Annotated in this window: 38 protein-coding genes and 1 tRNA gene; 30 read left to right on the forward strand and 9 right to left on the reverse strand. The window is 54.6% G+C overall.

What is annotated here, in order from left to right; translation table 11 throughout:
- Nucleotides 1–5 precede the first annotated feature (5 nt).
- The 26 genes from WMO44_RS01660 to WMO44_RS01780 all read left to right on the forward strand — a co-directional run bounded on the left by WMO44_RS01660 (nucleotide 6) and on the right by WMO44_RS01780 (nucleotide 19,466).
- Complete coding sequence (locus WMO44_RS01660) at nucleotides 6–1,160, forward strand: phage tail sheath family protein (RefSeq protein WP_349151530.1); 1,155 nt, start codon at nucleotides 6–8, stop codon at nucleotides 1,158–1,160.
- Nucleotides 1,161–1,175: 15 nt separating this feature from the next.
- Complete coding sequence (locus WMO44_RS01665; RefSeq protein ID WP_249238483.1) at nucleotides 1,176–1,691, forward strand: phage major tail tube protein; 516 nt, start codon at nucleotides 1,176–1,178, stop codon at nucleotides 1,689–1,691.
- 76 nt (nucleotides 1,692–1,767) lie between these two features.
- Nucleotides 1,768–2,142 carry a phage tail assembly protein gene (locus WMO44_RS01670; RefSeq protein WP_097772616.1) on the forward strand — a complete coding sequence of 125 codons (375 nt, stop codon included), beginning with the start codon at nucleotides 1,768–1,770 and terminating at the stop codon, nucleotides 2,140–2,142.
- 41 nt (nucleotides 2,143–2,183) lie between these two features.
- Entirely contained in the window at nucleotides 2,184–2,312 is a 129-nt protein-coding gene (locus tag WMO44_RS01675) for a hypothetical protein (protein WP_015563536.1), read from the forward strand.
- The gene (locus tag WMO44_RS01680) at nucleotides 2,312–5,881 is read left to right on the forward strand and encodes a phage tail tape measure protein (RefSeq protein ID WP_349151531.1); all 3,570 of its coding nucleotides are present in this window, start codon (nucleotides 2,312–2,314) and stop codon (nucleotides 5,879–5,881) included. The genes WMO44_RS01675 and WMO44_RS01680 overlap by 1 nt, the downstream gene beginning before the upstream one ends.
- Nucleotides 5,878–6,090, forward strand: a complete 213-nt coding sequence (locus tag WMO44_RS01685) for a tail protein X (protein WP_097772618.1) — start codon at nucleotides 5,878–5,880, stop codon at nucleotides 6,088–6,090. Before WMO44_RS01680 ends, WMO44_RS01685 begins: the two co-directional genes overlap by 4 nt.
- Complete coding sequence (locus WMO44_RS01690) at nucleotides 6,087–7,403, forward strand: phage late control D family protein (protein ID WP_291011186.1); 1,317 nt, start codon at nucleotides 6,087–6,089, stop codon at nucleotides 7,401–7,403. Before WMO44_RS01685 ends, WMO44_RS01690 begins: the two co-directional genes overlap by 4 nt.
- On the forward strand, nucleotides 7,403–7,798 hold the full coding sequence (locus tag WMO44_RS01695) for a hypothetical protein (RefSeq protein WP_097772620.1): 396 nt from the start codon (nucleotides 7,403–7,405) through the stop codon (nucleotides 7,796–7,798). Before WMO44_RS01690 ends, WMO44_RS01695 begins: the two co-directional genes overlap by 1 nt.
- Complete coding sequence (locus WMO44_RS01700; protein ID WP_249238480.1) at nucleotides 7,795–8,193, forward strand: phage tail protein; 399 nt, start codon at nucleotides 7,795–7,797, stop codon at nucleotides 8,191–8,193. Before WMO44_RS01695 ends, WMO44_RS01700 begins: the two co-directional genes overlap by 4 nt.
- A gap of 10 nt (nucleotides 8,194–8,203) precedes the next feature.
- Nucleotides 8,204–8,527: a GPW/gp25 family protein gene (locus WMO44_RS01705; protein WP_097772721.1), complete on the forward strand. Its 324-nt coding sequence runs from the start codon at nucleotides 8,204–8,206 to the stop codon at nucleotides 8,525–8,527.
- Nucleotides 8,520–9,665: a baseplate J/gp47 family protein gene (locus WMO44_RS01710; RefSeq protein ID WP_227613389.1), complete on the forward strand. Its 1,146-nt coding sequence runs from the start codon at nucleotides 8,520–8,522 to the stop codon at nucleotides 9,663–9,665. Before WMO44_RS01705 ends, WMO44_RS01710 begins: the two co-directional genes overlap by 8 nt.
- Complete coding sequence (locus tag WMO44_RS01715; RefSeq protein WP_179859158.1) at nucleotides 9,658–10,428, forward strand: phage tail protein I; 771 nt, start codon at nucleotides 9,658–9,660, stop codon at nucleotides 10,426–10,428. The genes WMO44_RS01710 and WMO44_RS01715 overlap by 8 nt, the downstream gene beginning before the upstream one ends.
- Nucleotides 10,425–11,525, forward strand: a complete 1,101-nt coding sequence (locus WMO44_RS01720; protein WP_249238478.1) for a hypothetical protein — start codon at nucleotides 10,425–10,427, stop codon at nucleotides 11,523–11,525. Before WMO44_RS01715 ends, WMO44_RS01720 begins: the two co-directional genes overlap by 4 nt.
- A 33-nt stretch (nucleotides 11,526–11,558) precedes the next feature.
- Complete coding sequence (locus tag WMO44_RS01725; protein WP_349151532.1) at nucleotides 11,559–12,584, forward strand: hypothetical protein; 1,026 nt, start codon at nucleotides 11,559–11,561, stop codon at nucleotides 12,582–12,584.
- Nucleotides 12,585–12,663: 79 nt separating this feature from the next.
- On the forward strand, nucleotides 12,664–13,077 hold the full coding sequence (locus tag WMO44_RS01730; RefSeq protein WP_097772626.1) for a hypothetical protein: 414 nt from the start codon (nucleotides 12,664–12,666) through the stop codon (nucleotides 13,075–13,077).
- 4 nt (nucleotides 13,078–13,081) lie between these two features.
- Nucleotides 13,082–14,830: a DUF6273 domain-containing protein gene (locus WMO44_RS01735; RefSeq protein ID WP_349151533.1), complete on the forward strand. Its 1,749-nt coding sequence runs from the start codon at nucleotides 13,082–13,084 to the stop codon at nucleotides 14,828–14,830.
- Nucleotides 14,831–14,934: 104 nt separating this feature from the next.
- A complete protein-coding gene (locus tag WMO44_RS01740) occupies nucleotides 14,935–15,120 on the forward strand; it encodes a type II toxin-antitoxin system antitoxin (protein ID WP_349151534.1) in 186 nt (61 codons plus the stop codon).
- Between the two features lie 6 nt (nucleotides 15,121–15,126).
- Entirely contained in the window at nucleotides 15,127–15,585 is a 459-nt protein-coding gene (locus WMO44_RS01745) for a hypothetical protein (RefSeq protein ID WP_097772629.1), read from the forward strand.
- Between the two features lie 7 nt (nucleotides 15,586–15,592).
- Entirely contained in the window at nucleotides 15,593–15,799 is a 207-nt protein-coding gene (locus tag WMO44_RS15105) for a DUF6273 domain-containing protein (protein WP_353963852.1), read from the forward strand.
- Nucleotides 15,800–15,969: 170 nt separating this feature from the next.
- Nucleotides 15,970–17,151, forward strand: coding sequence for a reverse transcriptase domain-containing protein (locus WMO44_RS01750; RefSeq protein WP_249238475.1), 1,182 nt, complete (start codon nucleotides 15,970–15,972; stop codon nucleotides 17,149–17,151).
- A complete protein-coding gene (locus WMO44_RS01755; protein ID WP_249238474.1) occupies nucleotides 17,103–17,438 on the forward strand; it encodes a hypothetical protein in 336 nt (111 codons plus the stop codon). Before WMO44_RS01750 ends, WMO44_RS01755 begins: the two co-directional genes overlap by 49 nt.
- A 15-nt stretch (nucleotides 17,439–17,453) precedes the next feature.
- Complete coding sequence (locus WMO44_RS01760) at nucleotides 17,454–17,627, forward strand: hypothetical protein (RefSeq protein ID WP_179859155.1); 174 nt, start codon at nucleotides 17,454–17,456, stop codon at nucleotides 17,625–17,627.
- Between the two features lie 138 nt (nucleotides 17,628–17,765).
- Nucleotides 17,766–18,026, forward strand: coding sequence for a hypothetical protein (locus tag WMO44_RS01765; protein ID WP_349151535.1), 261 nt, complete (start codon nucleotides 17,766–17,768; stop codon nucleotides 18,024–18,026).
- Nucleotides 18,027–18,037: 11 nt separating this feature from the next.
- On the forward strand, nucleotides 18,038–18,460 hold the full coding sequence (locus WMO44_RS01770) for a hypothetical protein (RefSeq protein ID WP_133300820.1): 423 nt from the start codon (nucleotides 18,038–18,040) through the stop codon (nucleotides 18,458–18,460).
- A gap of 14 nt (nucleotides 18,461–18,474) precedes the next feature.
- A complete protein-coding gene (locus WMO44_RS01775; protein ID WP_349151536.1) occupies nucleotides 18,475–19,131 on the forward strand; it encodes a D-Ala-D-Ala carboxypeptidase family metallohydrolase in 657 nt (218 codons plus the stop codon).
- Nucleotides 19,132–19,148: 17 nt separating this feature from the next.
- The gene (locus WMO44_RS01780) at nucleotides 19,149–19,466 is read left to right on the forward strand and encodes a hypothetical protein (protein WP_349151537.1); all 318 of its coding nucleotides are present in this window, start codon (nucleotides 19,149–19,151) and stop codon (nucleotides 19,464–19,466) included.
- A gap of 165 nt (nucleotides 19,467–19,631) precedes the next feature.
- Here the strand turns inward: WMO44_RS01780 and WMO44_RS01785 are convergent, their stop codons facing one another.
- From WMO44_RS01785 to WMO44_RS01810, 6 genes are read right to left on the reverse strand one after another with little or no spacing between them, the layout of a single operon-like run.
- Nucleotides 19,632–19,811, reverse strand: coding sequence for a hypothetical protein (locus tag WMO44_RS01785; RefSeq protein ID WP_112121220.1), 180 nt, complete (start codon nucleotides 19,809–19,811; stop codon nucleotides 19,632–19,634).
- 5 nt (nucleotides 19,812–19,816) lie between these two features.
- Nucleotides 19,817–20,062: a hypothetical protein gene (locus WMO44_RS01790; RefSeq protein WP_349151538.1), complete on the reverse strand. Its 246-nt coding sequence runs from the start codon at nucleotides 20,060–20,062 to the stop codon at nucleotides 19,817–19,819.
- Between the two features lie 12 nt (nucleotides 20,063–20,074).
- Complete coding sequence (locus tag WMO44_RS01795; protein WP_349151539.1) at nucleotides 20,075–20,470, reverse strand: hypothetical protein; 396 nt, start codon at nucleotides 20,468–20,470, stop codon at nucleotides 20,075–20,077.
- 13 nt (nucleotides 20,471–20,483) lie between these two features.
- Nucleotides 20,484–20,888, reverse strand: coding sequence for a hypothetical protein (locus WMO44_RS01800; protein WP_112121217.1), 405 nt, complete (start codon nucleotides 20,886–20,888; stop codon nucleotides 20,484–20,486).
- A 51-nt stretch (nucleotides 20,889–20,939) separates the two neighbouring features.
- Nucleotides 20,940–21,878 carry an amidoligase family protein gene (locus WMO44_RS01805; protein WP_112121216.1) on the reverse strand — a complete coding sequence of 313 codons (939 nt, stop codon included), beginning with the start codon at nucleotides 21,876–21,878 and terminating at the stop codon, nucleotides 20,940–20,942.
- A gap of 15 nt (nucleotides 21,879–21,893) precedes the next feature.
- Nucleotides 21,894–22,457, reverse strand: coding sequence for a hypothetical protein (locus WMO44_RS01810; protein WP_112121215.1), 564 nt, complete (start codon nucleotides 22,455–22,457; stop codon nucleotides 21,894–21,896).
- A 368-nt stretch (nucleotides 22,458–22,825) separates the two neighbouring features.
- Here WMO44_RS01810 and WMO44_RS01815 point away from each other — a divergent pair, with 368 nt between their 5' ends.
- Entirely contained in the window at nucleotides 22,826–23,053 is a 228-nt protein-coding gene (locus WMO44_RS01815) for a helix-turn-helix domain-containing protein (protein WP_097772642.1), read from the forward strand.
- Between the two features lie 19 nt (nucleotides 23,054–23,072).
- On the opposite strand, the gene WMO44_RS01820 is transcribed toward WMO44_RS01815, so the two are convergent.
- From WMO44_RS01820 to WMO44_RS01830, 3 genes are all read right to left on the reverse strand, one after another.
- Entirely contained in the window at nucleotides 23,073–23,339 is a 267-nt protein-coding gene (locus WMO44_RS01820) for a helix-turn-helix domain-containing protein (RefSeq protein ID WP_097772643.1), read from the reverse strand.
- Nucleotides 23,340–23,597: 258 nt separating this feature from the next.
- Nucleotides 23,598–23,671: transfer RNA gene (locus WMO44_RS01825), tRNA-Gln, on the reverse strand.
- A 138-nt stretch (nucleotides 23,672–23,809) separates the two neighbouring features.
- Entirely contained in the window at nucleotides 23,810–24,037 is a 228-nt protein-coding gene (locus WMO44_RS01830) for a helix-turn-helix domain-containing protein (RefSeq protein WP_249248743.1), read from the reverse strand.
- Between the two features lie 131 nt (nucleotides 24,038–24,168).
- Between WMO44_RS01830 and WMO44_RS01835 the strand changes: the two genes are divergently transcribed.
- The 3 genes from WMO44_RS01835 to scfA all read left to right on the forward strand — a co-directional run bounded on the left by WMO44_RS01835 (nucleotide 24,169) and on the right by scfA (nucleotide 25,791).
- Nucleotides 24,169–25,098 (forward strand): PMP-22/EMP/MP20 family protein, encoded by a 930-nt coding sequence (locus WMO44_RS01835; RefSeq protein WP_249248725.1) that lies wholly within the window; start codon nucleotides 24,169–24,171, stop codon nucleotides 25,096–25,098.
- A gap of 138 nt (nucleotides 25,099–25,236) precedes the next feature.
- Nucleotides 25,237–25,524: a hypothetical protein gene (locus WMO44_RS01840; protein WP_015538363.1), complete on the forward strand. Its 288-nt coding sequence runs from the start codon at nucleotides 25,237–25,239 to the stop codon at nucleotides 25,522–25,524.
- Nucleotides 25,525–25,644: 120 nt separating this feature from the next.
- Nucleotides 25,645–25,791: a six-cysteine ranthipeptide SCIFF gene (gene scfA / locus WMO44_RS01845; protein ID WP_005926683.1), complete on the forward strand. Its 147-nt coding sequence runs from the start codon at nucleotides 25,645–25,647 to the stop codon at nucleotides 25,789–25,791.
- The last annotated feature ends 50 nt before the right edge of the window (nucleotides 25,792–25,841 follow it).

Raw genomic sequence — 25,841 nt, forward strand, 5'->3', positions numbered from 1 at the left:
ATACTATGGCAGATCATGGTATCAATGTCAGCCGCGCCGACACCGCCGTGGCGACACCGAACACCGCAACCTGCGGCATTCCCTTTGTCATTGGCACCGCACCGCTGTCCAAGGCGACCGGTACCCCTGCGACCGCTGGCCTCCCGGTGCTCTGCACCAGCTATGATGAAGCAAAGGAGCAGCTGGGCTATGACGACGACTGGGCCAAGTACACCGTCTGCGAGGTGATGCACTATCACTTCAAGCTGTGCGCCTGCCAGCCGGTCATTTTCCTGCCCGTTGGCGAGACTGCCGAGGCTGCCGATGTGGCCGCCGCCGTTGAGCAGATCGAGCTGTGCCTGACCATGTTCGGCATCGTGCCCGACCTGATTATGGCTCCCGGCTTCTCCCAGGATGCAACCGTTGCAGCGGTTATGGACGCAAAGGCTGGCTCTATCAACGGTATGTTTACCGGCAAGGCTCTGGTGGACATTTCCGCAAAGACCTATACCGCTGCGGTGCAGGCGAAGAACAGCGGCACCTACACCGAAAAAACCATCCTGTGCTGGCCCAACGGCACCCTCGGTGATCTGCGTTTCCACGGCTCCACCGTCGAGGCGGGCTGCCTTGCAGAAACCGATACCGGCAACGAGGGCATTCCCTATGAAAGCCCCTCCAACAAGACCGTTCACATCGACGGCCTGTGCGATGACGACGGCAACACCATCAACCTGACCTATAATCAGGCCCTTGTCGTTGATGCCGCGGGCATCTGCACCTTCCTGAACTTTATGGGCGGCTGGACCGCTTGGGGCAACCATACTGCGTGCTACCCCAAGTCCACGGATGTGAAGGACTACTTCATCCCGCTCAGCCGTATGTTCGACTACGTCACCAACACACTCATCAAGACGTTCTGGAGCAAGCTCGACAAGCCGATGAACCGTCGCCTCATCGACACCATTCTGGATAGCGCCAACATCTGGCTGAACGGTCTGGTTGGCGCAGGTTATCTGCTGGGTGCCAGTGTGGAAATGCTGGAAAGCGAGAACCCGCTGACCAGCCTGATGGCGGGCAAAATCAAGCTGCACGTCTACATGACCCCGCCCTCTCCGGCGCAGGAGATTGACTTTGTGCTGGAATACGACGCTGATTATGTGACCAGCGCACTCCAGTCCTAAAGAGGAGGTACTACAATGGCAATCGATCAGAGCGTTATCAACTTCGCGGTCTATGAGGACAGCGTGGAATATCTGGGTATGTCGAAAGCTACCCTGCCGGATGTTACCTTTCTGACGCAGAGCATTTCGGGTGCTGGTGTCGGCGGTAACGTCGAAGCGGTCATTCTGGGCCATTTGGAGGCTATGACCCTCGGTCTGGAATTCCGCACCACCACGCCGCAGTCCGTCCGGCTGTCGGAGCTGCGCCGCCACAGCATTGACCTGCGTGTGGCAAACCAGTATGAGGATCCTGTTTCGGGCGTGGTTGAGGCACGGAAGGAAAAGCACATTTTCGTGGTCGTGCCCAAATCGACCAAGGGCGGCACCATTGCCCCCGCAACGCCCACTTCTGGCTCTGGTGAGTACGCCGTCCGTTACTGGGCAACGTACATCAACGGCAAGAAGGTGCGTGAGCTGGACCCCCTCAACTTCATCTGCTACATCAACGGTGTGGATTATCTGGCCGGTGTCCGTGCGGCCCTGGGCAAGTAATCTGCATATGCCGTTCCGCCGGAGCTGCATTTTGCAGCCCCGGCCTATTTTTTGAGCGTGAAAGGAGCTATCCAGCATGAACGCCGTCATTGACCCGAAAGAATTTGATGCAGCTCAGGCTGCCGCCGCAAAGGCTGCTGCCGCTGCTGACCCGTACACCTACACCCACAAGCTCCAGAAGCCCCTTGACTATGAGGGCAAGCACTACGAATCCCTCACGTTCGACTGGGGCAAGCTGACCGGCAATGACTCCCTCGCCATTGAGGCCGAGCTTACGGCTCTGAATCAGCCTGTGATCATCCCCTCGATGAGTGCGGGCTACCTCATCCGCATGGCCTGCCGGGCGTGTACCGAGCCTATCGGTGTTGATGTCATCGGTGCTATGAGCATCCGGGACTACAACACCATCCGCACCAAAGCGAGAAATTTTTTGCTGAGGTCGGACTTGTAACTGGTGATGGCGGCGTGTGGCTGCGGCGACAGGTGCTCGCAATGGCACAGGTCAACTGTACGCCCGCGCCCTACTGGCTGGAAATGCCCCTGTATCAATTCCGGCAATGGATCCGTAGCAGCAATGACCTCATTGCCGAGCGCCAGAGAGCGAGAAAGGACGGTAAGTAGTGGCTCGTAAAGAGTGGGAGCTGCTGTTCAACCTGTCCGCTAAACAGAACAGCAGCTTTTCCAGTACATTCAAGGCTGCGCAGTCTGCCCTTGTGGAAACGCAGGGGAAGATTCAGCAGCTGAACAAAGTACAATCCGACATTTCGGCGTACCAGAAGCAGCAACAGGCCGTTGACGCAACCCGTCAGCGGCTTTCTGTTTTGCAGCAGCAGTACGACAACATCCAGAAAGAAATTCAGGAAACCGAGGGTTATTCCTCTGCGCTGGAAAACAAGCTGCTATCCAAACAGGCGCAGATCGACAAGACCACGGCCTCCCTGAACACCTATGAGCAGCGTTTGGCTGCCACCGGGAATGCTCTGCACGAAGCTGGCGTGGATACCACGCAACTGACGGCGGAAAGCGTCCGGCTGGAAACTGAGGTCGATAAGCTCAAGGATAAGCAGGTTGACCTCAAGAAAACGATGGACGAGGCCGGCGAGGGCGCAAAGGGATTCGGTGAAAAATCGGTCGAGGCGCTTGAGACGGTCGAAGCCACGCTGGCCGCGGTCGGCATTTCAAAGGCCCTTGGAGAAATCCGGGATGCCTACATGGACTGCATCAACACCGCAGGTGATTTTGAAGCATCCATGAGCAATGTCGAGGCCCTCTCCGGCGCTACCGGTGAGGAGCTGACGGCCCTGTCCGACAAGGCCAAGGAAATGGGCGCGACCACCAAATTCACCGCTGGTGAATCGGCTGACGCTCTGTCCTACATGGCTTTGGCAGGCTGGGACACCCAGTCCATGTTGGACGGCATCAGCCCGGTGCTGAATCTGGCTGCTGCTGCCAACATGGATCTGGCGCAGGCATCCGATATTGTCACCGACTACCTGACTGCTTTTGGCCTGAAAGCCTCCGACACCACACACTTTGTGGACGTGATGGCCTACGCCATGGCCAACTCCAACACGGATGTCATCCAGTTGGGTGAGGCTTACAAGGCGTGTGCAGCTACCGCTACGTCCCTCGGCTACTCGGTCGAGGAAACCACCGCTGTGTTGGCTACCATGGCCAACGCCGGTGTCAAGGGTGGCGAGGCTGGCACAGCCCTGAACGCCATCTTTACCCGCCTTGCCACCAACACGAAAGAGTGCGGGGACACCCTTGCAGAATACGGTGTGCAGATCTATGACGCACACGGCAATATGCAGAGCCTGTCCAGCATCCTCACAGGCATGGCCGGTATCTGGGACACCCTGACCGACCAAGAGCAGGCCAACCTCGCAAAGGTCATTGCCGGCACGAACCAGTATTCCAAACTGCAAACCATCATGGCCGGGTGCAGCGAAGCCGCAGCCGAGGGCGGGCAGTCTTTTGCGGACTACACCGCAGCTCTGAACGACTGCGCCGGGTCTGCCGATAAAATGGCGGGCACCATGCTCGACAACATGAATGGCAGACTGACGCTGATGCAGTCCGCAGCAGACGGCCTAAAAATCGCCATCGGCGAGGATTTGACCCCGGTGATGTCGGATTTGTACGATGTCGGCGCGGAAGTCCTGGGCTGGATGCAGGGATTTGTAGAAGAAAATCCCGGCGTAGTCAATGGCGTTGCAGCCGGCACGGTTACTCTGGGCGGCTTCCTCGCGGTGCTGACTGCGGTCACGACCGCCATCAAGGTGGGCAGTACCGCAATGGGGCTGTTTACTGCCACGCTTGGCCCGGCTGCCCCGGTGCTGGTCGGAGTTGCCCTGGCGGGCACGGCGCTGGCCACGGTCGTTGCCGGTCTGTCTGGTGCGGCCGATGCGACGGTGCCCTCTGTAAAGGAACTGACCAGCGCCGCTCGTGACATGGGCGACAGTATGGAAGAAGCAAGCGCAAGCTACGATTCCACCCTGTCCAACATGGCAGCGACCGCCAGCGTTGCGGACCAGTACATCAGCAAGTTGGAGGCCATCGAGGCCGCCACAAATGGGAACACGGACGGAAATGCCGAATACCACGACACGCTGGCCCGGCTGTCTGTTCTGGTTCCCAGCCTTGCGGATGATATTGACCTTGAGACCAATTCCATCAAGGGCGGCACCGCTGCGCTGCGCCAGCATACGGATGCCTATGTAGCAGATGCCAAGGCTCAGGCCCGGCAGGAATACCTGAACACCCTCTATGACCAGTACAACAATGTGCTGGTTGAGAGCGCTGAGAACGAAACCAAGCTGGCGACTGCGCAGGCAAAGGTTGAAAAATCCAATGCCGGCATGTCTGCTGCCTACGATAAGCTGCTGACCACCCTCGGCCTGACGGATGAGCAGTTCAAGCTCACCTACGGCACGGTAGAAGATCTGCCGTGGCGCACCATGAGCGAGGATGTGCAGCAACTGCGCACTGAGTACATGGGGTACTCGGATGACCTTGTCACTGCCCGGCGGGAGGTCGAGAACTACACCGCCGCCGTAGAGCAGGATCAGGAGGCTATCAATGCCGCCGAGGCCGAGTATCAGGAGGCCAGCGCCGCAGTCGATGCCTTGAATGCTTCGCAACAGTCCGCCGCCGACAGCGCAGACGATGTTGCAGCGCAGCAGCAGAACGTGGCGAATGCCATCTCTGATGCAGAGCTTCGAATTCAGGACATCATTGCAGCCTACAAGGATGCCTATGATGAAGCCTACGGCAGCATCAGCGGCCAGTATGCGTTGTGGGATTCTGCGGAAAAGGTCGTTTCGACCTCCGCTACATCCATCAACAATGCACTGCAAAGCCAGATCACCTACTGGGACAACTACAACCAGAACCTCGAAAAGCTGAACGAACGGGCGGCTGACATCGACGGTCTGAGTGAAGTTATCGCCAGTTTTGCGGATGGCAGCAAGGAATCCGTCAATGCGATTGCCGGTATGGCCTCGGCCTCGGATGCTGATCTCGCCAAAATGGTTGAGAACTATGCTGCACTGAAAGAAGCGCAGGATACCACCAGCGAATCTATCGCCGACCTCAAGACCGGCATGAGCAATTCTATGGACGAAATCGCCAAGACCGTAGCCGATACCGTATCGGAAATGGACATGAGCGACGAGGCCACGAAAAGCGCCAAGGAGACGATTCAGGGCTTCATCGATGGCGCATCCAGCATGATGCCCCGTGTGCAGGAAGCCTATGCCAAAATCGCCTCGGCGGCCTCTACTGCGCTGGCAGGCTCCAACGAGCGCTACAATGTCAACCACGGAATCCCCGGATATGCTGTTGGTACGGAAGATGCGGCTCCCGGCTTTGCCCTCGTTGGTGAGCATGGCCCGGAGCTGGTCTACTTCAACGGCGGGGAATCTGTTCTGACGGCCTCGGAAACCAGACGGGAGATGGAGAGCGCAAGCGTTACCCCCATGAGCGCTGAGCTGCCAGAGAGCAACGGCTCCTCCTCAGCACGCAGCACGGTTCCTATATCGCTCTCGCCGGTTTACCATATCTCAGGTATATCTGATACTGCCGAGCTGCAAAACGTCCTGAATGCCCAGAATGACAGCCTGAGAGAACTTGTCCTCGAAATCGTGAAAGATGCAGAGGACGATGATTTCAGAGGGAGGTATGCATGAGTAAAACCTATACGACTGTGCAAGGCGACCGCTGGGACAGCGTGGCCTATAAGCAGCTCGGCAGTTGCGCCTATGCTCCCAACCTGATGGCTGCTAATCCGCAGCACTTGGGCTATTTTGTGTTCCCGGCCGGAATCGTTCTGACGCTCCCGGATACCGAGACACAAACCAGCTCTACCTTGCCCCCGTGGAAGAAGGTGGTCACATGAGCGACGAAAATACCGCCCGCCATGCCGAGTGTACTGTGGAGTTTGACGGCGTGGACATCACCAGCAGCATCAAGCCCTACCTGCTGTCGCTGACATTTACCGATAATGAGGAAGATGCCAGTGACGACCTGCAGATCAAACTCCAAGACCGGGAGGGCGTTTGGATGACCGACTGGCTCCAGAAGATGCTGGACGGCGATGTGTCGGCCGCATCTTCTGATGGCTACAAGGTTGGTGACGTGGTGCAGTTCCTTGGCGGTCCACACTACAAGGCATCTACCGACAAAAAGGCAAACGGAACACCAAAGGCTGGCCCGGCCAAGATCACCATCATCAAGCAGGGCGCGCTGCACCCGTACCATGTTATTCACACGGACGGAACGTCCCGGGTCTATGGCTGGGTCGATGCCAGCGAGATCTCCGGTAAATCTGGCGGCAGTTCTTCCGGCAGCAGTGAAGGTGGCCTGAAAATCCGGGCTACCATCACGGCCTGTAACTGGCACTCTGACGGAAAGGATGAGGCGCTGGACTGCGGGGAGTTTGAGCTGGATAGCATAAACGCATCCGGCCCGCCCGACATTATCACCATAAAGGCCACGGGGCTGCCCTATACCAGCCAGATCCGGCAGACCAAGCAGAGCAAGGGCTGGGAAAAGTACAAGTTATCCGGCATCGCCAATGAAATGGCGAAGAAGAACGGTATGAAGTCCCAGTTCCTTGCGAAAAAGGATCCTGAGTATAAGCGTGTGGAGCAGTACCGCTGCTCTGACATCGACTTCCTGTCGCAGTTGTGCCATGATGCCGGCTTGTCGCTGAAATGCACAGACGGCAAACTCGTTATCTTCGACCAGAAAGAATACGAGGGAAAAGATTCTGCATGGACTGTCACCAAAGACGACAAAAGCTATATCAAGTGGAGCCACACGCTCGGCCAGGCCGGAACGCAGTATGCGTCCTGCCGGGTGTCCTATGTTGGGCCGAACGGCAAGCCCATTGAGGGTATCGCCTACGTCAAGGACTACGATGCCAAGAGCAAAACCAACCAGCAGCTGGAAGTTTATGCCCCGGTCACGAGCAAGACCGAGGCCAAAGAACTGGCTGCCAAAAAGCTCCGGTTGCACAACAAGTTTGAGCGTCAGGTTGGCTTTACCTACCACGGCGACCCGGGCAAGGTTGCAGGCCTGACGTTTGAAACCAAGAGCTTCGGGCCGTGGGATGGAAAGTACATCGTGAAGCAGGCCAAGCATACCGTGACCGGCTCTGGCGGGTACACCACGCAGGTTTCCGGCCGTCATGTTTTAGGAGGGTACTGATGAACACCGCTGTTGACGTTCGCCTCGGTAAAGTCACCGATGTGAACAAAGAAAAGCGCCTTGTCCGCTGCAAATTTGAGGACACCGGCATCACGTCCGGCTGGCTCCCGGTGATGCAGCACTACAAAGCCATTGTCTATACGGAGTCAGCCGGCGAACACAATCACCAGTATATCCACCCCAGCCCCTACAACCTTGAGATCAAAACGACCATGGATGGCTCACGCCAGATTTGGGATGAGGAAGAAAAGGTCATCGGGGCGGACAACTCCACAAACCATCAGCACAAGTCCCATGTGGTGTGGTGGCTGCCGGCCATTGATGATACGGTGGTCTGCTTGTACCTCCCGTGCTTCAATGCTGATGGCTTCGTGCTGGGAGGGATTTATCCGTGATTGTCGGTTGCCTCGGAGACATCAGTTTTGCCGTGTTCGATAGCCATGTCGAGACCATCAAGAACATGGTGCAAAATGTATCTGCCAGATATACTACCCACCAGCGCGCCGGAGGCCCGGCCCTGACCGAGTTTACAGGCACCGATGCTCAAACAATTACGTTTGACATTGAACTGGCCGCATACCTCGGCGTGAATCCAACCAAAGAGCGGGAACGACTGCAAGAATGCGTCCTCAATGGGACAACGCTGCCGTTCGTTCTCGGCAATGTGGTCTATGGCAGCTATCGGTGGGTTATCAAATCTGTAAAATTCAAGACCCTGCACACAGACGCTTTCGGTACACCGACATGGATTACCGCAAGCGTTTCTTTGTTGGAATATCAGAGAGAATGAGGTGATTTTTGTGAGCAACTACTTGGTATCGGCAAACGACCTGACCACCATTTCCCTTGGGGAGCAGGATACCGTGACCAGCGTTCTGCAGAACATCGCCGTCATCCTGTCTACACCGAAAGGCACAGTGCCTTGCTACCGGGAATTTGGCATTGATATTGCGAACATTCTCGACCGGCCGGAAAATGTGGCGCAGCCTATGCTCTGCGCTGCCATCAAGGAGGCCATCGAGCGGTTTGAACCTCGTGCCACCTACATGGGGACTACTTTCAAGGAAGCCCCGGACACTCCCGGGCGGATGCTGCCCGTCGTGGAGGTGAGCATCAGTGCGTAAAACCTACGAGTTCGTGTCTACGGACATGGATGAGCTGGACAGGCTGCTTGTCGCAGGATATGAGCAGTTCTTTGGCAAAACTGTGATGCCCGGTAGCCCGGAACGGCTTTTCATTTCGTGGGTCGAAGATGCCATCATGTACGAGCGTGCCCAGAATAACTGGACAGGCTGCCAAAACTTGCCCAGCAGCGCAGAGGGCGAGTATCTGGATGGCCTGGCCGAGCTGTTCTATTTGCAGGAGCGCCCCAAGCCTACGGCGGCGACCTGCACCATGCGTTTTTACATCAGCGAGCCCCGCCAGACGGCGGTGCTGATTCCGGCCGGCACCCGTGTCACAGACGACAATGCAGCCCTGTACTGGGAAACCTCCGCAGACGAGTACGTTCCCATCGGCGCAACATACACGGATGTTCAGGTGACCTGCCAGACCGTGGGCACGGCTGGCAATGATTATGCTGTGGGGGACATCCACACCGCTGTTGACATCTACGACTACTACTCCGGCTGCTCCAATATCACGGTCAGCGCAAACGGTTCTGATGCCCCGGACGACGAGGAATTTTATGAGCTGATGCGTGACAGTCAGAGTGCATGGTCTGATGCTGGCCCAATCGGTGCCTACAAATACTTTGCAAAGAGGGTTTCCACGGAAATCGCAGATGTCGTTGCAAATTCGCCCAGCCCTGGCACGGTTTGCCTGTATGCCGTCATGAACGATGGCAGCGTGGCTGGCGAAGAAACCAAGCGTGCCATGGTTGCGGCCTGCTCACCGGATGAAATCCGGCCGCTGACGGACTATGTGATCTCCGGCGACCCGGAAGAAGTGCCCTATGATATCGACCTGACCTATTACCTGACCCGTGACGGAAGCATTTCCGCAAGTGAAGCTCAGTCCGGCGTGAATGAGGCTGTGCAGCGGTACATCCGCTGGCAGTCCGGCAAGATGGGCAGGGACATCAACCCTGACAGGCTGCGGTATCTGCTTCTTTCGGCCGGCATCAAACGTGTAGACCTCAAACAGCCCGCCTTTACTCCGCTGGAAGACGGTGCGCCATCCCTTGACCGCAACGACAAGGTTCCGCAAGTGGCAAAGTTGGGCACGGTGACGATAAAGAGCGGAGGGTATGAGGATGAGTAACCACGGCCTGACTGCTGACAACATGATGCAGCAGTTTCCGATTGCGCTCCAAAAAGACCCTAAGACGGTGGCTCTGGGACAGGCCATAGCCAAGGTGATGGAATCCCGGCAGGATGAAATCGACTCCCTGCGGATTTATACCCGCATCGACGAACTGCCCGAATGGCTGCTTGACATTCTGGCTCGTGACTTCGCCGTGGACTGGTACGATAGATCCTACACCCTTGAGGAAAAAAGAAAAACCATCAAGGACAGCTTCTATGTTCACCGGCACCGTGGCACAAAAGCGGCTGTTGAAAGAGCCATTTCTGCGATTTATCCCAATCCCAAAGTTTTGGAGTGGTTTGAGTACGGCGGCGATCCGTACCACTTCAAACTCCGTATCACGGTTGATTTCGCTGCAATCAATGAGGCCAAACATCAGCAGGTTTTGCAAAAAATCATCTGCTACAAAAATCTTCGGTCGCATTTGGACAGCGTCATTTACTACACGGAAACGGAGCCGAAAGCGTGCTATGTTGCAGCGATTCCCTGCGCCACAACGATGTCCTACACGGTTCTTATGCCGGGTGTTATCGAGCCGCGGGCAGTCAGCGCACACGCCTGCGCCGCTGGTGCGGTCAGCACAACTCGGATGAAAACGACCATTGCGCTGCCCGGAACTATCCACGCCAAGGCTGTGTCTGCACAGGCGCTTGCATCTGGCAGACCTGCGCAGACCTATGAAACCGTCACCATCAAGTTAGGAGGGAAATCGTTATGAGCTGGGAAAAATATGCATATACCAGCGCCGGTGCTGCGATGTTGTCCGAGTCCATTTCGGGCGGTGCGCTCACCATCACCCGTGCTGTAAGCGGCACGGGCACAGTTGACACCGACTTGTCCGAGGAAACGGCAGTCAGCGGTGATACCTATGAGCTTAAACTGCTGGGCATCGACACCGTGGAATATGAGGGTGAAAAAGCCCGCAAAGTTAGCATTTGGACGGGCGGTGCAGATAAGCCGTACTTCATGCACCAGATCGGTGTGTTTGGCCGCCTCAATGACGACCCGGAGGACACGCTGCTCTTTTTGATGCAGGACGATCGGGGCATCGAGATCCCGGCCATCGGTACTGCTGACCATGAATTCCAAATTGCTGTGTTGCTGGCCGTTTCGACCAAAGCCAATATCTCACTCACCGTTGACCCGCAGGTTGAAGCAATTATGCGGATGGTGCGGGAAATGGTGCTGAAGGAGATCTCACAGCACAACGATGCCCCGGATGCCCATGCCAAAATCATCACCGAAGCCACCAGTAAGGCTCTGAAAGAGCTGGAGGAATCCGGCCAGATCATGTCGGAAGACAGGGTCAAAGAGCTTATCAAGGAAAGCGGCGGTGGTGGTGGCGGCAGCTCCGGCGGCTACTATGGCAAATACGACCTGACCCTTTCTGTGGACGGCTGGAAAGCCGTATCGGACAGCGAGGGTGAAATGCCGTATGCGTATACCTACGATGCAGAGTTGGCAGACTGCACCCCTGAGCTTTGGCCCAGCGGTTCCGCAACTGCCAGCTGCTTTTCTATTTCGAACAAGGCGGGTGTCCTGAACGGGTGCGAGACTTTGAACGGTATTGTTCGCTTTTTCTCTCAGCGCATCCCGGAAGCTGATATTCAGGCAGTCGTCACTCTGTTCGGGAAAGGAGGTGGCACCGGTGAACTGGTAATTGCGACCCGTGACCGGCTGGGCTGCGTGAAAATTGGCGACGGCGTGGAAGTGACCAAAGACGGTGTTATTTCTGTCCACGCCACAGTTTCCGAAGACCAGATGGCAGCTACGGATGATGTATCCGAAATGCTGGCCGAAATCTACGACAAATAAACACCAAACAACAATTTACGGAGGATACTTATTATGGCTTACAATGTTGAGAAGCTCGCAAAGCTGGGCGCACTGAAGGAGCTGGGTCTGAAGCAGAAGGCCGTTGACGAGGCCCAGAACAAGCGCATCAAGGCTCTGGAGGATGTCGGCGCACAGGCCAACGTCTTGGAGGGCGTTAAGGTGAACGGCGTTGCCCTGGCCATCGCTGAGAAGATGGTGGACATTCTGGTTGCCACCGGCTCCAAGAACGGTAGCATTTCCGTGGCTGGTACCGATGTTGCCATCAAGGGTCTGGCTGCACTGGCCTACAAGGCGAAGATTTCCCAGTCTGACCTCGATGACGCTCTGGCTGCTGTTCTGGCTGCAAAGGCCGACAAGGCCACTACTCTGGGTGGATACGGCATCACCGACGCTTACACCAAGGACGAGATCAACGCCAAGATCAGCGCTGTCTATAAGCCCGCTGGCTCTGTGGTCTTTTCTGCGCTGCCCGCTCTGGCTGAGAATGTTCTGGGCAACGTCTACAACGTGACCGATGCTTTCACCACCACCAACAACTTCGTTGAGGGTGCGGGCAACAAATATCCCAAGGGCACCAATGTCGTGGTGGTCAAGGTCGGCGATGCCTACAAGTATGATGTGCTGGCCGGTTTCGTTGACCTGTCTGGCTATGTGGAGAAAGAAGCGGGCAAGGGTCTGTCTGACGAGAACTTCACTGCGGCTCTCAAGGATAAGCTGGACGGCATTGAGGCTGGCGCAAACAAGTATGTCCATCCCACCCACACCGCTGCTGCCAGCGGTTTGTACAAGACCACTGTGGATGAAGAGGGCCATGTGACCGATACCATTCCTGTGACCAAGGATGATATCACCGGCCTTGGCATCCCGGCTCAGGATACCACCTATGACGAGGCGACCACTGCCAAGGCTGGCCTGATGTCCGCTGCGGATAAGACCAAGCTGGACGGCATGAATACCACCATCGATAAGGCCATTGCGAACCATACGGCTACCGATGCTGAGGTGTCCGAGATGCTGGCAGAGATTTACGGCGAGTAAGCCTCTGAGATCTCATGAGTAAAGGGGCGGCGGAGAATATTCACCGCTGCCCCTTATTTTTTTATGGGAGGTGACTTCTTTGAGCAATGCGCTCACAACTTTGGATCAGCTCCGCAGCGCTGCATCCCAGTCCAGCAATGCTACCGCCAAAGTCGCATCTGCCGCCGCTGCTGCACTGGAAGAAATGCACGGACTGAAAGCAGACCGGGCAACATTCGTTTCGTTCTCCATCCCTGTCACCGGCTGGAAGTCCGATTCCAGCGTCCCCGGGTATACGAAGTATATCGACATCAAGGTGGATGGTCTGACGGCGGCAGATAGCGTGGTGGTGGATGTTGTCCCGGCGAGCAGCGCAGTTGCACGAGCGGCAAATTTTGTTGCGACGGAAAGCCGTGCCGGCATCCTCCGGCTCCGTGCGGCATCGGTGCCCACAGCTGCGATTTCGGCGCAGTACCACATCATCACGGCCGCGACAGCGGCAAAGGAGGGTTAATCTTATGGCATGGGGTCCTTTTAATGCTGGTGGTGGCGGCGGTTCGTCCGGCGGCACTGCGGCAGATATTTCCTATGACAACAGCAAGTCCGGAATTTCGGCGGCGAATGTGCAGGAAGCCATTGATGCGCTTTCTGTGCTGACCCTGACGATTCAGGCCGTGCCCGCCCAGAGCGGGAGCTTGACCTATACCGGCTCCACCCAGAGTCCCACATGGAAAGGCTATGACAGCAGCATGATGACGATCGGGGGCGTGACCTCCGGCATCAATGCTGGCACCTATACGGCCACGTTTACGCCCATCGGCAAGTATGTCTGGACGGACGGCACGCAGGAAGCCAAGAGTGTGTCGTGGACGATTGGCCGAGCCGAGGTCAAGAATGTGCCGGCACAGACCGGTAGCGTGACTTACAATGGCTCGGCGCAGTCCCCGTCGTGGAGCAACTATAACAGTTCTCAGCTGACGATCGGTGGCACGAGCAGCGCAACCAACGCTGGCAGCTACAGCGCCACCTTTACCCCGACTTCCAATTATAAGTGGTCGGATGGGACGACTACGGCCAAGAGCGCTTCGTGGACGATCGGCAAGGCGACCGGCAGTATTACGCTGTCCGCAAGCAGTCTGAGCCTGACCTACCCGAAAACCTCTGGCACCATCACTGTTACGCGGCCGGGCAGCGGTACGGTGACCGCATCCTCTGGCAGTACGAACATTGCAACGGTAAGTGTTTCCGGCACCACCATCACGGTGACCGCAAAGGCGACCGGCAGTGCCACTATTACGGTCAATGTGGGTGCAGATACCAACTATACCGCACCGTCCAGCAAGACGTTCACGGTGGCCGTTACGCTGGTGTCCAAAACGCTCAGCAGCAACAGTTGGGCAGTCATCAAGGCCGTCAGCGATGCTGGTCAGGGTGCAAACTACTGGTCTGTTGGTGCCACGAAGTCCGTGACAATCAATGGCAAGGTGGGTGCGACTACGATCTCCAGCTTGAAAGTTGATGCCTTTATCATCGGTTTCAACCACAATTCCGGCAAGGAGGGCAGCAACCGCATCCACTTCCTGTTGGGCAAGATCAGCGGCAAGTTTGTTGGTCTGGTGGATAGCAGCTACGGCAGCACGACTTCCACGTCTGGCGCATTCACGATGAACACCAGCAACACAAACTCTGGCGGCTGGGGGAGCAGTCAGATGCGGAGCAAGGTGCTTGGTAGCGCAAGCTCTCCCACCAGCCCGACCGCCAACACGTTGCTGGCCGCACTTCCCTCTGACCTGCGGGCGGTGATGAAGTCCTGCACGAAGTATACGGATAATAAGGGCGGTGGCAATACCGCCAGCAATGTGTCCTCTACCACGGATTATCTGTTCCTGCTGTCCGAGTATGAGGTCTTTGCAACGCACCAGTATTGCAATGATGCGGAGCCGAACTATCAGGCACAGTACGATTACTTCAAAGCGGGTAACAGCAAAGTTGCCAATAAACATTCCGCCACCGGAACGGCGGCGGTCTGGTGGCTGCGGTCGCCGGACTACAACATCTTCTACAACACCTCCTTCTGCGCGGTTTCGTCGTCGGGGTCGTTGGACTTTTTACTAGCGCTTACATTGCGTATGGTGTTGTGCCCGGCTTTGTTGTCTAATCCCCCGCAGGGATTCTCAACTTGCTCAAGCCCACGGAAGTGGGCGGAAAACAGCAAACTTTCCTCAAAAAATTCAAAGGGCGCGTCAGCGCCCCGCGCGATTTTTTGAGGAAAGATACTGAAAGTGCTATCACTCAACTGTCTTATGAGTGCATACACGGCACGAAAAACGCTATACAATACTTTCAAAACCTGTTTGTTAGGAGGTATTGTATGGCAACTAACAAGCGCGTCTTTACACTGCGCCTGTCCGATGAAGTTTTTGATAAGATCGGTGTTCTAGCAACAAAAGAGCATCGGTCCATCACGAACTACATAGAGTATGTGCTGCTCAAGCATTTGGAAGAAGTTGAGCGAGAGCAAGGGAAAATCGATCTCGATGACCCCGAAGGAGACTAAAGTATCATGTCAGTTTTGAAATCCAAGCGCACAGAAAGCAAGGCGGAGTATGTGAATGTCGCCAATGCGATTTACATTGAAACGATAAACTTCCTGACCCGCATTTCCGCAAGGTATTCCAGATTGATTGCAGAACCGGTTGCAAAGCTGGCGGGTGAGGTGATAGACCATGCCGAAAAGGCAAACAGCATCTATCCCTCCGACGATCAGCGGCGCCAGCTTCGTAAAGCACATCTTCTGGAAGCGCGGGCATCCCTGATGGCGCTGGATGTTCGGTTGACTCACTGCTATCTCATCATGACCCAGAACCCGCAGGGATGTTTCACAACTCCCTCAGGGAAAAGTGTCGATGCGAAGAAAGCAACTGAAAGACTGGATAAAATGGCTCAAAAGTTGGGTGAGCTGATTGACAAGGAAAACGACCTGCTGCAAGGCATGATCGGAACGGTCAATCGGAAAGCCTGATTTTTAAGTGGGTGTATCTCTGTCAATTCCTGCGGCGGCGGTCTGGTGGCTGCGGTCGCCGAACTACAACAACATCAACAACAACAACTACTTCTGCGCGGTTTCGTCGTCGGGGTCGTTGGACTATAACAACGCTAACAATGCGTATGGTGTTGTGCCCGGATTTTGCAATGCTTGGTCACATGGAGTAGCCATAGGTGAAAGACGACCATAGCAAAAGGAGAGGTACTTCCCTGAGGGTCAAACCTCTAAAACTGCTTTTCGATATGCCGGCACGGACGCTTCTTGCATGGCGCGGGATGCATCTTACCGCGTTTCATGTGCCGGCATAAAGCAGATTAGACGATGCCCTACAATTCATCTGTACGAGGAGCGAATACTTTTATGACAAGTCAGGAGCGCCATGAAGCACGATACCAGCGCCGCCGGGCAGCACGCCGAGCCAGACAGGAAGCCCGTTGTGCCGCCCTCGGTTCGTTGGAAGAAGTGTTCAGCTACCACACGATGTTCAAATACGGCCGGAAATGCTGCAACGGTGTACGCTGGAAGCAGAGCACGCAGAACTTTGAGCGGCATCTGTTTTCCAACACAGCGAAGCAGCGGCGGCTTATTTTGGCAAAAAGGTGGCGGCCTAAGAAATACGTTCATTTCACGGTCTGCGAACGCGGCAAGATTCGTGGGATTGACGCTCCTCATATTACAGACCGACAAATCCACAAGGTCATCAGCAAGGAAGTGCTGGAGCCGCTTTACGACCCCAGCATGATCTATGACAACGGTGCAAGCCGGATTGGTAAGGGACTGCACTGGCAGATCAAGCGCATCAAACAGCAGCTGGCACGGCATTACCGCAAGTATGGCCGTGCGGGCGGGGTGTTACTGCTCGACCTGAAGAAGTTCTTTCCTTATGCACCCCATTCTATCATCTATCAGCGGCACCAGCGGTATATCCTGAACCCTGATTTTCGGCGGATAGCAGATACCATTATTGATACTGCTCCCGGCGAATTTCCGGGCCGTGGGATGCCGCTGGGCGTTGAGCCGAGCCAACAAGAAATGGCGGCAATGCCCAGTGCTGTGGACAACTGGATCAAATGCCAGATGTCCACGCATAGCGCCGGACACTACATGGATGATTACTGCATCATTCTCCCGGATATCGAAGATCTGAAAAAGCTGGGCCGCGCTATCGTGCGCCAGTTTGAAATCCGCGGCATCCCGGTCAACAAGAAGAAATGCAAGATCATCCCTCTGACAAAGCCTTTCCGCTGGTGCAAGGCTCGTTTTACCTTGACCGAGACCGGGAAAATCAAAGTCAATGGTAGCCGTGACGGCGTGATACGCGCACGGAGGAAACTGAAGCTGTTCCACCGTGAATGGCTGGCCGGGAAACGTACCCTGCAGGAGGTAGCGCAGTATATGAACTGCCAAGAAGCCTACTATAAAAATTTTGATGACCATGGGCGGCTGCTGCGTCTGCGGCGGCTTTGCTATGCAATTTTTGGAGGTAGAGTGCCTTGTTCAACAAAATCATCAAAGCCAGTGATGGCACCGTCCTTGCCTTGACCGAGGACGTGACCTACATCAAAAAAGCCGACAACGGCTGTTATATCCTCTGCCCGGAGCCTGATGCTTCGGGCATTTCTTATGCCGGCACTCCGTACCACCTGTTTGGTCGGAAGCCTCTGGATGATGCAGAGAGCGTCATTCTGGAGCCGACCGACATTGGTGGCTGGATTATGGGGGCGAAAGCTGCCATCGAGGATGCCGACGAGATGAACGTGGATCAGGCTTATCGCCTGACCCTTCTGGAGTTGAATGTCTCCGATACGGATGACACTGAGAATACCTGATAGGAGGAAAAGGCAATGAGCAAAGCAACGGAAATGGTTCTGTATCGCACCTGCAAGCGCATGATCGAGCGCGGCAGTACCGATGGTCTGGCGGAGAAGATCGATATTTTCTACGCCGCCGGCAAACTGACCGATGAGCACTACGCCGAGCTGACCGGTATGCTCGCCGAGAAGAAAGAGCAGGTCTAACCTATGGAGCATGAACGCTTTATCGCCCGCCGTCGGGCCCGCTTCGTCGGGATTGACGGGCGTGTGAACATCCCTTATGGAACCGTCCTGAGTAATCAGGGCGGTTTTCTTATACACCAGAATAAGCGCGTATGCACTGTGAGCAGCCAGAACGCTCTGGACTACTTCGTGCAGGACGACGACAGCGCTGGTGACCTGCGGGGGAAGCTGGTTGACAGCATCCAGCGGTGCCTTGAGCGCCGGGATGCAGCCTACCAGACCCGCTGGAACCGGGTTTGGGCATCGGCACTCTGCCAAAAGTACCGCCGCCCGGAGTCCGAAGACTACTGGCTGTGGGCGAGAGCGTTTTTTGATGCTCCGATTTTTGATTTGCAGGCAATCGCCGCGCTGGTTCAGTGAGGGGGATGGCTGTGAATCTGAAAGAATTGTTCTGGAGCGGTGGCGGGATGGTTTTGGTGCTGCTCTCGCTCATTGAGGTTTCGCCCATCAAGATCAATCCGTGGAGCAGGCTTGCGAAAATCATCGGACACGCCCTGAATGCTGAAGTGCTGGAACAGCAGAAGCAGACCCAGAAAAAGCTGGAGGAGCATATCCAAGTTGATGATGAGCGCAATGCCAATCTTCTGCGTACCCAGATCCTGCGCTTCAATGACGAACTGATTGATGATAAGCACCACACGAGGGAGCATTTTATCGAGATTTTGGCCGTCATTGATGCCTATGAGGACTACTGCCGCAGTCACCCCGACTACAAAAACAACCGCTGCATCTGTGCGGTAGCGAATATCAAACGGGTGTACAATGAGCGGCTTCAAAAGCACGACTTCTCTTGAAGGAGGTTTTCTACATGAGAGTCATCGTCTATCAGGCCAGCGACACATCTGCCCTGAGCAAGAACTTCACCCGCAAGGACTTCAAGTGCCCCTGCGGGTGTACTCGCCAGATGGTCGATTCGGAGCTGGTCGAAAAACTTCAGGCCATCCGGGATAAGCTGGGCAAGGCCATCAAGGTGACCAGCGGATACCGTTGCATCACGCACAATGCCAGCAAAACCGTTGGCGGAAGCCCAAATTCCAAGCACCGCTATGGTATGGCGGCAGACTGGCGCATGGTGAACCGCAGCATCAATCCTGTGGCCTTGGGCATCATCGCCGCCCAGTATTTCAAGGCGGTGGGCATCTACTGGTATGACGGCTGCGCCATCGTACACACCGATACCCGCGATGCAAAGGCAACGTGGCTGTGCGATGCCCCGCGGCACTACCCCAGCACCACCTACCAGAAGTTCATTCTGCCGACCATCCGCCGGGGTTGCACCGGGGATGCAAACCGTGCAGCCACGAAGATGCTCCAGCGGCTGCTGGGGCTGACCCCGGACGGCATTTTCGGCGAGGGCACCGAGAACGCTCTGCTGAAAGCGCAGGAGGCGCACGGACTGGCCGTGGACGGCATCTGCGGCCCTGCCAGTTGGCGGGCAATTTCTGGGGCCAACAAGTATCTGTGACATAGGAGGAAACCATCATGGAAGCTGTTCTGAGTTTTATTCCCGTGCCTGTCGCTGTCATTCTGATGGCGGCGGGTTTTATTTCGCTGGCAGTCGGCGGTATTCGGTTGGGCTACAAGGCCACCGTCAAGGATCTGGCTCTGGAGCTGGTCGAAAAGGCCGAGCTGTCCATCATGGGCAGCGGGCAGGGTGCCAAAAAGAAGAAGCAGGTGTTCGCCGCTCTCCGAGCCAAGTGCCCGGCGGCTATCCGCTGGGCCATCACCGACGAGGTGCTGGATGCTGTCATCGAACACGCCTTTGATGTTATGACCGCAGCACTGGGCAAAAAGTCTTGACTGCTGCATGAGTGCCGTGTAAAATATAGGCACTTGAAAAGCTTCGGCTTTTGTAGAGAGCGGCCCGGCATGGTCCACTCTTGATTTTATATTTGGCTACCTCGGTAGCGCGCAAAAATCCCCCTGCATTGACCTTCGGGCCAGTGTAGGGGGATTTTTTGTTTGTTAGAACTTCATCTGTGCAGCGTCTTCAACACTCACGTCGTCGAAACACCGGGTCAGTTCATCAAGGACTTTGCGCTGTGTTTTCTCACTCAAACCGGCGTTGCGCATCGCCATGACACAGTAGCCGATGCAGGCTGCGTTTGACCACGGTCCATTCAGTGACAGGAGCATTTCTTCCATATCGATTACCTCCGAAGATCTCCATTGTATATGCGAACAAGCACCCAGTCAGACAGGGGCTTGACGTTGCCGCCCCAGTCCCGGAGGGCTTCATCGGTGCCGCAAGCCTCACAGATGTACACGCCATTGGCGTGGCGACTCAGTGCTCCGTGGGTCAGCTTGTCCGGCATCCTCTCGCCGCAGCGGGGGCACAGCGGCCAGCCCTGCTGCTGGTCATAGACCATCTTCTCAATAGCTTTTTCGTCCGTCATTGTACTTCCTCCTCAAACGTCTCGGCTAACCGAGTGATATGCAAACCAGTGACCACGCCGCCGGAACAGATAGAACCAATTCGTGAACTCCTGCCCTGTGCAGTCATAGGGGCTGTTGTAACTCTTCAAATAATGATGGTTAAGAAACCAGTTGGTAGCGTCCATCTCGTGCGCCTCGTCCAGCTTATCGGGCAGCTGAACAAGCTCCAGACGGCCGTCATAGTCGGCACAGATGATATGCACATCAGGGGCGGGGCGGTTATTGTAGGCCCGGATCTCCATCTTAACGGTTGCCGCCAAGTTTTTCACGGCAGCCCTCTTTTCGGCAGAGGCGGGAATGTCGCTCTGCATGAACATCAAGAGTGCGTACGCATCCCGCAGCCTCTCGTTATCGGTAATACTGAACATGGTCACCACCTCCTTACTTCATGTTCTGGCGTTCCCAATCGGACCAGCGGTAAATTTCCTTGCAGGACATGGATTCCGGCTTGCTGGTCTGGATATAGTCCTGCTGGCCGAAGATCTCCAACTGGTCGATGTTGTCCGGGCTCTGGGTGATGATTTTCGCCGGGCGGCCAACCTCACCGCCGGGAATCTCAATGCGGCGCAGATACAGGTTGCTGTCAAAGTACCAATCACTCTTGATGTATCGCTCTTCGGCATCGGTTCCCTCGATGGCCTCAATGTACTTGCCGAGCGCACCGAAGACTTCCAGTCTGGTTGGTGCTTTGTCGAAGTCGGTCACATCAAAGAGTTTGATATAGGAGATTCGGCCGCGTTCAACGGCAAGCTCCTCGATGGTACCGGAGTATTTGTAAAGTTTCATTGTCATATCCTCCAAATGCCCGTATAGCCAGATAGCGCAGCTTTTCGGTTTTTAGGCGGCGGTATTTTCGCTCTCGGCCTCTGTCAAAAATGCAGAGGTGAGATGCAGGCGGGCGGTCTTGAATTCCGGGCCTCTCATGCCAAGACGCTTGGTGAGCACTCGCATCATCAAATCGTGCTTCTGCTGCTGGGTGTAACCGCTGATGGACTTGAAGTGAAGGTTGTCGTGGTCACAGTTGATAGCCCATGCGCTCATTGCCAAGCAGAACTGAACGTATGCTTTGATGCGCCCGGCGTGGGTGGTTCCGTTGAACAGCCGGAACTCCACGGTGCCCTTTGTGAAGAATGCATGGAGGTTGATTCCGTGATACCGGGTGCTGTTGTAGTGGGAAGAATCCACACCTCCATCATATCCGTCATTCACTACGCTGTACCAGATGCGCTCTGCATCGTTCCGGCTTGCTCGGCCGTTCTTCTTCATTTCACGGAACAGGGCAGGGTTGATTTTGTGGCACCAGTGGTCTGCGCGGCTGCCGATCTGCAGGGCTTCGTAGAACAGATCCTGCCGCCCGGTGGCGAAGTTCAGCAGCCGGCAGAGGCTTTCGGGCGTGTGGTTCGCACCGTCAACGTGGACGTGGATACCACAGGAGCTGTTCGCCATGGCACCCTTCTTGACCAGTGCCCGGATGACCTCTTGCAGGTCGGTGATGTCCTCATACTGGAGAATCGGGGTCACGACCTCGCAGCGGTAGGTATCGTCTGCCTCTACGATTGCACCACCTCTGCGCCGCCGAGGAGTGATGGAACCGTCTCTCATGCACTTCCATACGCGGCCTTTGCTATCCTTGGCCTCGTACGTCTGGTAGGTGCCACCTGCAAAGTGGATACCGCCGACACCGAAGTAGTTGGCGATGACGGAGGCGGCTGTTCCGCGGGAAACGCCCGTCATTTCAATCTCAACGCCGAAGTTTTGGCTCTGAATCGTAACCATCTTTGCGCCCTCCCCTTAGTGCAGCTGTGCAGCGTGCTTGTGGTAGGTGACGGTGTAGCGGCCACCGTGCTTGACGACCTTGATGTCGTCCATCTTCACGCGCCGGACACCGAACTTCTCGTGGATGTACTTTTTGACCATCGGAGCGGCCTTTGTGGTCACATCCAGCGCACTGTCATTGCTGCGGCGGCTCTTGTAGCGGTCAAACCGCTTCTCCTCGGCGGCGTTTGCTTCCTCCTCTGTGCCGTAGAATCCATCCTGTGCGCGGTTGTTCAGACGGTAGAACTTCTTGTTGCTGATGACCTCCAGACGCTCATTCCAGACGGTGTTCCAGCGGTCTTCCTGATTGGGCTTGATGTCGTCCTTGACCCGGCCAACAATCAGCTCCACACCCTCGGTGCCAAGGTAGTTGTTGAATGTGGTGAGCAGCACCCGGATGATCTCGGTGCCGTTTGTGAGGTCGATGTGAGCGACCTCGCCCTGGCTTCCGCCCATCGTTCCGGCGTTGATGTAGTAGCCCTGCGCCATGTAGCTGTTGGCTGCTGCGGTGAACTCTCGGTTGATGTCAATGAACTTCATGCTGAAAACCTCCGATTTACTCTTGACAAATCTTCAATAAAAAAATAAAATGGAGGTGCAAGGGGCTTGTGGATAACGGGCTTTTAGCGGTTAGCGGTTCAGGGTGCGATCCTGAGCCGCTTTTTTGTATGCTTCAAAGCGGGCTACCTGCTCGGCTCTGGTGAGCTTTGCAAATTCCTTGCTTGTCATGGAGCATCACCCCCTTTGGGTTGCTCCCTTGCACCTCGTAACCTCCTCTCTATGTCTATATTATACAACGAATTTCGTTGTATGTCAATAGTAAAACAACATTTTTCGTAAATATTTTTACGAAAAGCGTTGCAATTTTCAGGTAAGTGTGATATAGTGAAGAAAAGGGAGGTGCTTACATGATTCGCATCAAGTTGAAAGCCGTGCTTGCCGAAAAAGGCATCAAACAAAAGGATTTGGTCGCAATGACTGGGATTCGCCAGCCCACTCTGTCGGGCATGAACAACAACTCCGTCAAGCATATTCCGTTGGACGTTCTGGACAAGCTGTGCACCGTTCTGGACTGCCAGCCCGCAGATCTTCTGGAATTCGTGCCGGATGAGAACGAAAAAAGCCCGGACGCTTGACGCATCCGGGCAGGAGAGGTTATTTCTTGCGAGACTTGTTCACGGTCTGAGGGATGTGCCGCACCTCTTTGACCCTACGCTCCGGGTTGGGTTCTCTCACGATGAGGTCATCCAGTTCGCAGTCAAGGGCCTCGCAAATGAGGTCGAGATCATCCAGGCTGACTCGCTCTGCAAAATCGTGGTACAGCTCATTGATGGTCTGGGAGCGAATCCCTGTTGCACGTGCAAGTTCGCTCTGTGTCATCCGTCTTTCGCCGAGGCGGGTAGACAGCAAAATCCTAATCATAGCCTTTGGTCTCCTTTGTTGCTGATTTTAGCCGATTCATGGTCGGCTTGTCTGCATTTTGGCAAGAAACCCTCTATTCCGGCAAGTTTTTCCGTATTTCGGAAAAATCTAACAGGAAATAAAACAAAAAAGACCCAAACCTCGCATGAAATGAGGTTTGGGTCTTTTTTACTTACTTTCTTATTTTCGGTAGGGAACAAAACAAGACGAACACTGAACCAACCATCTCGATTGTACTGTGTTCGCCTAGTTCTCTTTTGGTTGGGGATGAGAGAATCGAACTCCCACAAGTAGAGTCAGAGTCTACCGCACTACCACTATGCAAATCCCCAATATTCTGTTGTGTTTTGCGGGGTGAGCCGCTCAACGTGTGCTATTATACGGGAAAAGCCCGGAGTTGTCAAGCATATTTTTGAAAAAAGTTGTACTTTTTTGGAAAATGCCGCAGCAGCGATGAATGTTTTGCAAAATCAGTCGGTGTGTTTTTCACCGTCCGGTTCGTCCGGCAGATAAACGGCAACTTCTTCAAGGGTGCAGTCCAGAATTTTGCAGAGAGTATTAAGCGTATAGGTGCTGACATTCTCATTTTTGCGTAAACGGCTCAGTTGCCCCGCACTAAAATGGTAATCCTTTAATAATTTATATTGGGAGACCCCACGTTTTTTCATTGTCTCCCAAAGCGGGTCGTATCGAATCATAACATATACCATCCTTGGTGGGTTTTCATAATTAAAGAATAAGAAGTTGGCCGCATATTGACAATTAGCGATAATTGGGGTATTATCAATATGCGGGTAATGCTTTGCAAAATAGGGAAGGATGGCGTCATATGACAGCAGCAGAAATCAAAGAATATCTTGGTATGTGTATTGAGCTTGAAAAAGAAGTTTATACACAGAACCGCGCAATTGCACAACTTCGATACAACATTTCCCTGTTGGGAAACTATAGAATAATCAATGAACCGACCGCACCTGGTAAGACGGTTAATGAAAACGGTATAAACACAATGTTTTGGGGAATGATCCTTGCAGTTACCGGTGGGATTTCAATCGTAATTGCATTGCCTATCAGTTCAGACTTTTTTCTCATCAGTGGCGTTTTGGCATTGCTTATTGGTGGTGGATGCTGGTTTTTCGGAAGGATAATATATGACGAAGACTACAAAAAAGCTGTTAGAAACTATAACAAAAAGGCTGAACAATATAAAGTAGAAATACTTAACGATGCAAAACGTGTAGACGCGGAGAGAATAAAAAAAGCAGTGCTTCAATCAAATATGAACACGCTAAGCGAAGCAAACAAAAAATCGAGAAGATGCTTGCAGCAACTCTATGCTAAAGATGTTCTGTATTCTAAATATCGTAACTATGCATGTGTATGTACACTGTATGAGTACTTTGCTTCTGGCCGCTGTACAACGCTGGAAGGCCATGAAGGGGCATATAACATTTTGGAAAGTGAACTGCGCCTGAACCGGATCATCACGCAGAACGATCAAATCTTAGCAAGCTTAGAAGAAATCAAACTGAATCAGGAAATGCTGTACGATTCGATTCAAGATGCAAATCGAAAGGCAGACCAAATCATTCGCAACTGCAATTATATGTCCAACCAGCTGAACGGTATTCAGGCACAAGGCGCAGAGCTGAATGCCCGCATTGAAAGACTGCAAACAACTTCTGACCTGAACCTTTATGTAAATGCCTGCGCAAAACGTGAAATTGAGTACATGAACCGCGCAAATCGCATTTTCTAAGCGCTTTCTTATAGCCGCTCCCCGGCCTGTCCGGCGGGGCGACTTTTTATGCCTGCCCACGCTTCGGCAGGTTCTGCGCACCGCACCGCCTATACTGGAAGGTACAAAACCTTGCAAAGTACCAGAAGGAGGATGCCTATGCCGGAACGAACTACACAAAACGCCCAGACCCTGCTTTCGCCCCGCGTCCCGCGGGACACTGAGCACGAGCGCTACCATCCGGAACTGGAGGAGGAGCTGAAGGAATGCCTGTTCTGTTTGAAGCGCAACGAGATGATGTTTGACATGGAGGTGGATACCGACCTCATCGAGCAGCGCATCTACGAGCGGCAGGCACTGCTGTGCCGTTACCGGTACTTACTGGCGCGAGCCCGGGAGCTGGGGCTGCATACGGTGCTTACCCGCTACCAGCCCATGGGCGGGTGAAAAGGCTTAGCGAAAAAATCTTGACAAAAGGCGCGCTGCGTGATATCCTATTAGAAGATAAAAGCGTACCGGAACTATGTCCGGCGCGATAAATTTTTGAGAGTTAGAGAGGTTTCTATCATGGAGCGTATCAAGACTATTGCTACTCGTGACCTGACCAAGAGCGTTAAGACCGGTGGCTGCGGCGAGTGCCAGACTTCCTGCCAGTCCGCCTGCAAGACTTCCTGCGGCGTGGCTAACCAGCAGTGCGAGAACAGCAACAAGTAATTTCTGCAAACCTTATGCCGCCTTTGCCGGGCGGCATTTTTTTGTGTAAT

Origin of the sequence: Faecalibacterium tardum (assembly GCF_040096515.1) — a bacterium.
Lineage (GTDB): Bacteria > Bacillota > Clostridia > Oscillospirales > Ruminococcaceae > Faecalibacterium > Faecalibacterium tardum.

Coding starts and splice junctions, on each gene's coding strand:
- WMO44_RS01795 (WP_349151539.1), bottom strand. CDS start 20,470: ATGTTCAGTATTACCGATAACGAGAGGCTGCGGGATGCGTACGCACTC.
- WMO44_RS01660 (WP_349151530.1), top strand. CDS start 6: ATGGCAGATCATGGTATCAATGTCAGCCGCGCCGACACCGCCGTGGCG.
- WMO44_RS01725 (WP_349151532.1), top strand. CDS start 11,559: ATGGCTTACAATGTTGAGAAGCTCGCAAAGCTGGGCGCACTGAAGGAG.
- WMO44_RS01715 (WP_179859158.1), top strand. CDS start 9,658: ATGAGTAACCACGGCCTGACTGCTGACAACATGATGCAGCAGTTTCCG.
- WMO44_RS01780 (WP_349151537.1), top strand. CDS start 19,149: ATGGAAGCTGTTCTGAGTTTTATTCCCGTGCCTGTCGCTGTCATTCTG.
- WMO44_RS01785 (WP_112121220.1), bottom strand. CDS start 19,811: ATGGAAGAAATGCTCCTGTCACTGAATGGACCGTGGTCAAACGCAGCC.
- WMO44_RS01735 (WP_349151533.1), top strand. CDS start 13,082: ATGGCATGGGGTCCTTTTAATGCTGGTGGTGGCGGCGGTTCGTCCGGC.
- WMO44_RS01760 (WP_179859155.1), top strand. CDS start 17,454: ATGAGCAAAGCAACGGAAATGGTTCTGTATCGCACCTGCAAGCGCATG.
- WMO44_RS01690 (WP_291011186.1), top strand. CDS start 6,087: ATGAGCGACGAAAATACCGCCCGCCATGCCGAGTGTACTGTGGAGTTT.
- WMO44_RS01820 (WP_097772643.1), bottom strand. CDS start 23,339: ATGATTAGGATTTTGCTGTCTACCCGCCTCGGCGAAAGACGGATGACA.
- WMO44_RS01675 (WP_015563536.1), top strand. CDS start 2,184: ATGGCACAGGTCAACTGTACGCCCGCGCCCTACTGGCTGGAAATGCCC.
- WMO44_RS01800 (WP_112121217.1), bottom strand. CDS start 20,888: ATGAAACTTTACAAATACTCCGGTACCATCGAGGAGCTTGCCGTTGAA.
- WMO44_RS01740 (WP_349151534.1), top strand. CDS start 14,935: ATGGCAACTAACAAGCGCGTCTTTACACTGCGCCTGTCCGATGAAGTT.
- WMO44_RS01835 (WP_249248725.1), top strand. CDS start 24,169: ATGACAGCAGCAGAAATCAAAGAATATCTTGGTATGTGTATTGAGCTT.
- WMO44_RS01685 (WP_097772618.1), top strand. CDS start 5,878: ATGAGTAAAACCTATACGACTGTGCAAGGCGACCGCTGGGACAGCGTG.
- WMO44_RS01720 (WP_249238478.1), top strand. CDS start 10,425: ATGAGCTGGGAAAAATATGCATATACCAGCGCCGGTGCTGCGATGTTG.
- WMO44_RS01695 (WP_097772620.1), top strand. CDS start 7,403: ATGAACACCGCTGTTGACGTTCGCCTCGGTAAAGTCACCGATGTGAAC.
- WMO44_RS01745 (WP_097772629.1), top strand. CDS start 15,127: ATGTCAGTTTTGAAATCCAAGCGCACAGAAAGCAAGGCGGAGTATGTG.
- WMO44_RS01815 (WP_097772642.1), top strand. CDS start 22,826: ATGATTCGCATCAAGTTGAAAGCCGTGCTTGCCGAAAAAGGCATCAAA.
- WMO44_RS01670 (WP_097772616.1), top strand. CDS start 1,768: ATGAACGCCGTCATTGACCCGAAAGAATTTGATGCAGCTCAGGCTGCC.
- WMO44_RS01830 (WP_249248743.1), bottom strand. CDS start 24,037: ATGATTCGATACGACCCGCTTTGGGAGACAATGAAAAAACGTGGGGTC.
- WMO44_RS01805 (WP_112121216.1), bottom strand. CDS start 21,878: ATGGTTACGATTCAGAGCCAAAACTTCGGCGTTGAGATTGAAATGACG.
- scfA (WP_005926683.1), top strand. CDS start 25,645: ATGGAGCGTATCAAGACTATTGCTACTCGTGACCTGACCAAGAGCGTT.
- WMO44_RS01665 (WP_249238483.1), top strand. CDS start 1,176: ATGGCAATCGATCAGAGCGTTATCAACTTCGCGGTCTATGAGGACAGC.
- WMO44_RS01750 (WP_249238475.1), top strand. CDS start 15,970: ATGACAAGTCAGGAGCGCCATGAAGCACGATACCAGCGCCGCCGGGCA.
- WMO44_RS01790 (WP_349151538.1), bottom strand. CDS start 20,062: ATGACGGACGAAAAAGCTATTGAGAAGATGGTCTATGACCAGCAGCAG.
- WMO44_RS01840 (WP_015538363.1), top strand. CDS start 25,237: ATGCCGGAACGAACTACACAAAACGCCCAGACCCTGCTTTCGCCCCGC.
- WMO44_RS01775 (WP_349151536.1), top strand. CDS start 18,475: ATGAGAGTCATCGTCTATCAGGCCAGCGACACATCTGCCCTGAGCAAG.
- WMO44_RS01810 (WP_112121215.1), bottom strand. CDS start 22,457: ATGAAGTTCATTGACATCAACCGAGAGTTCACCGCAGCAGCCAACAGC.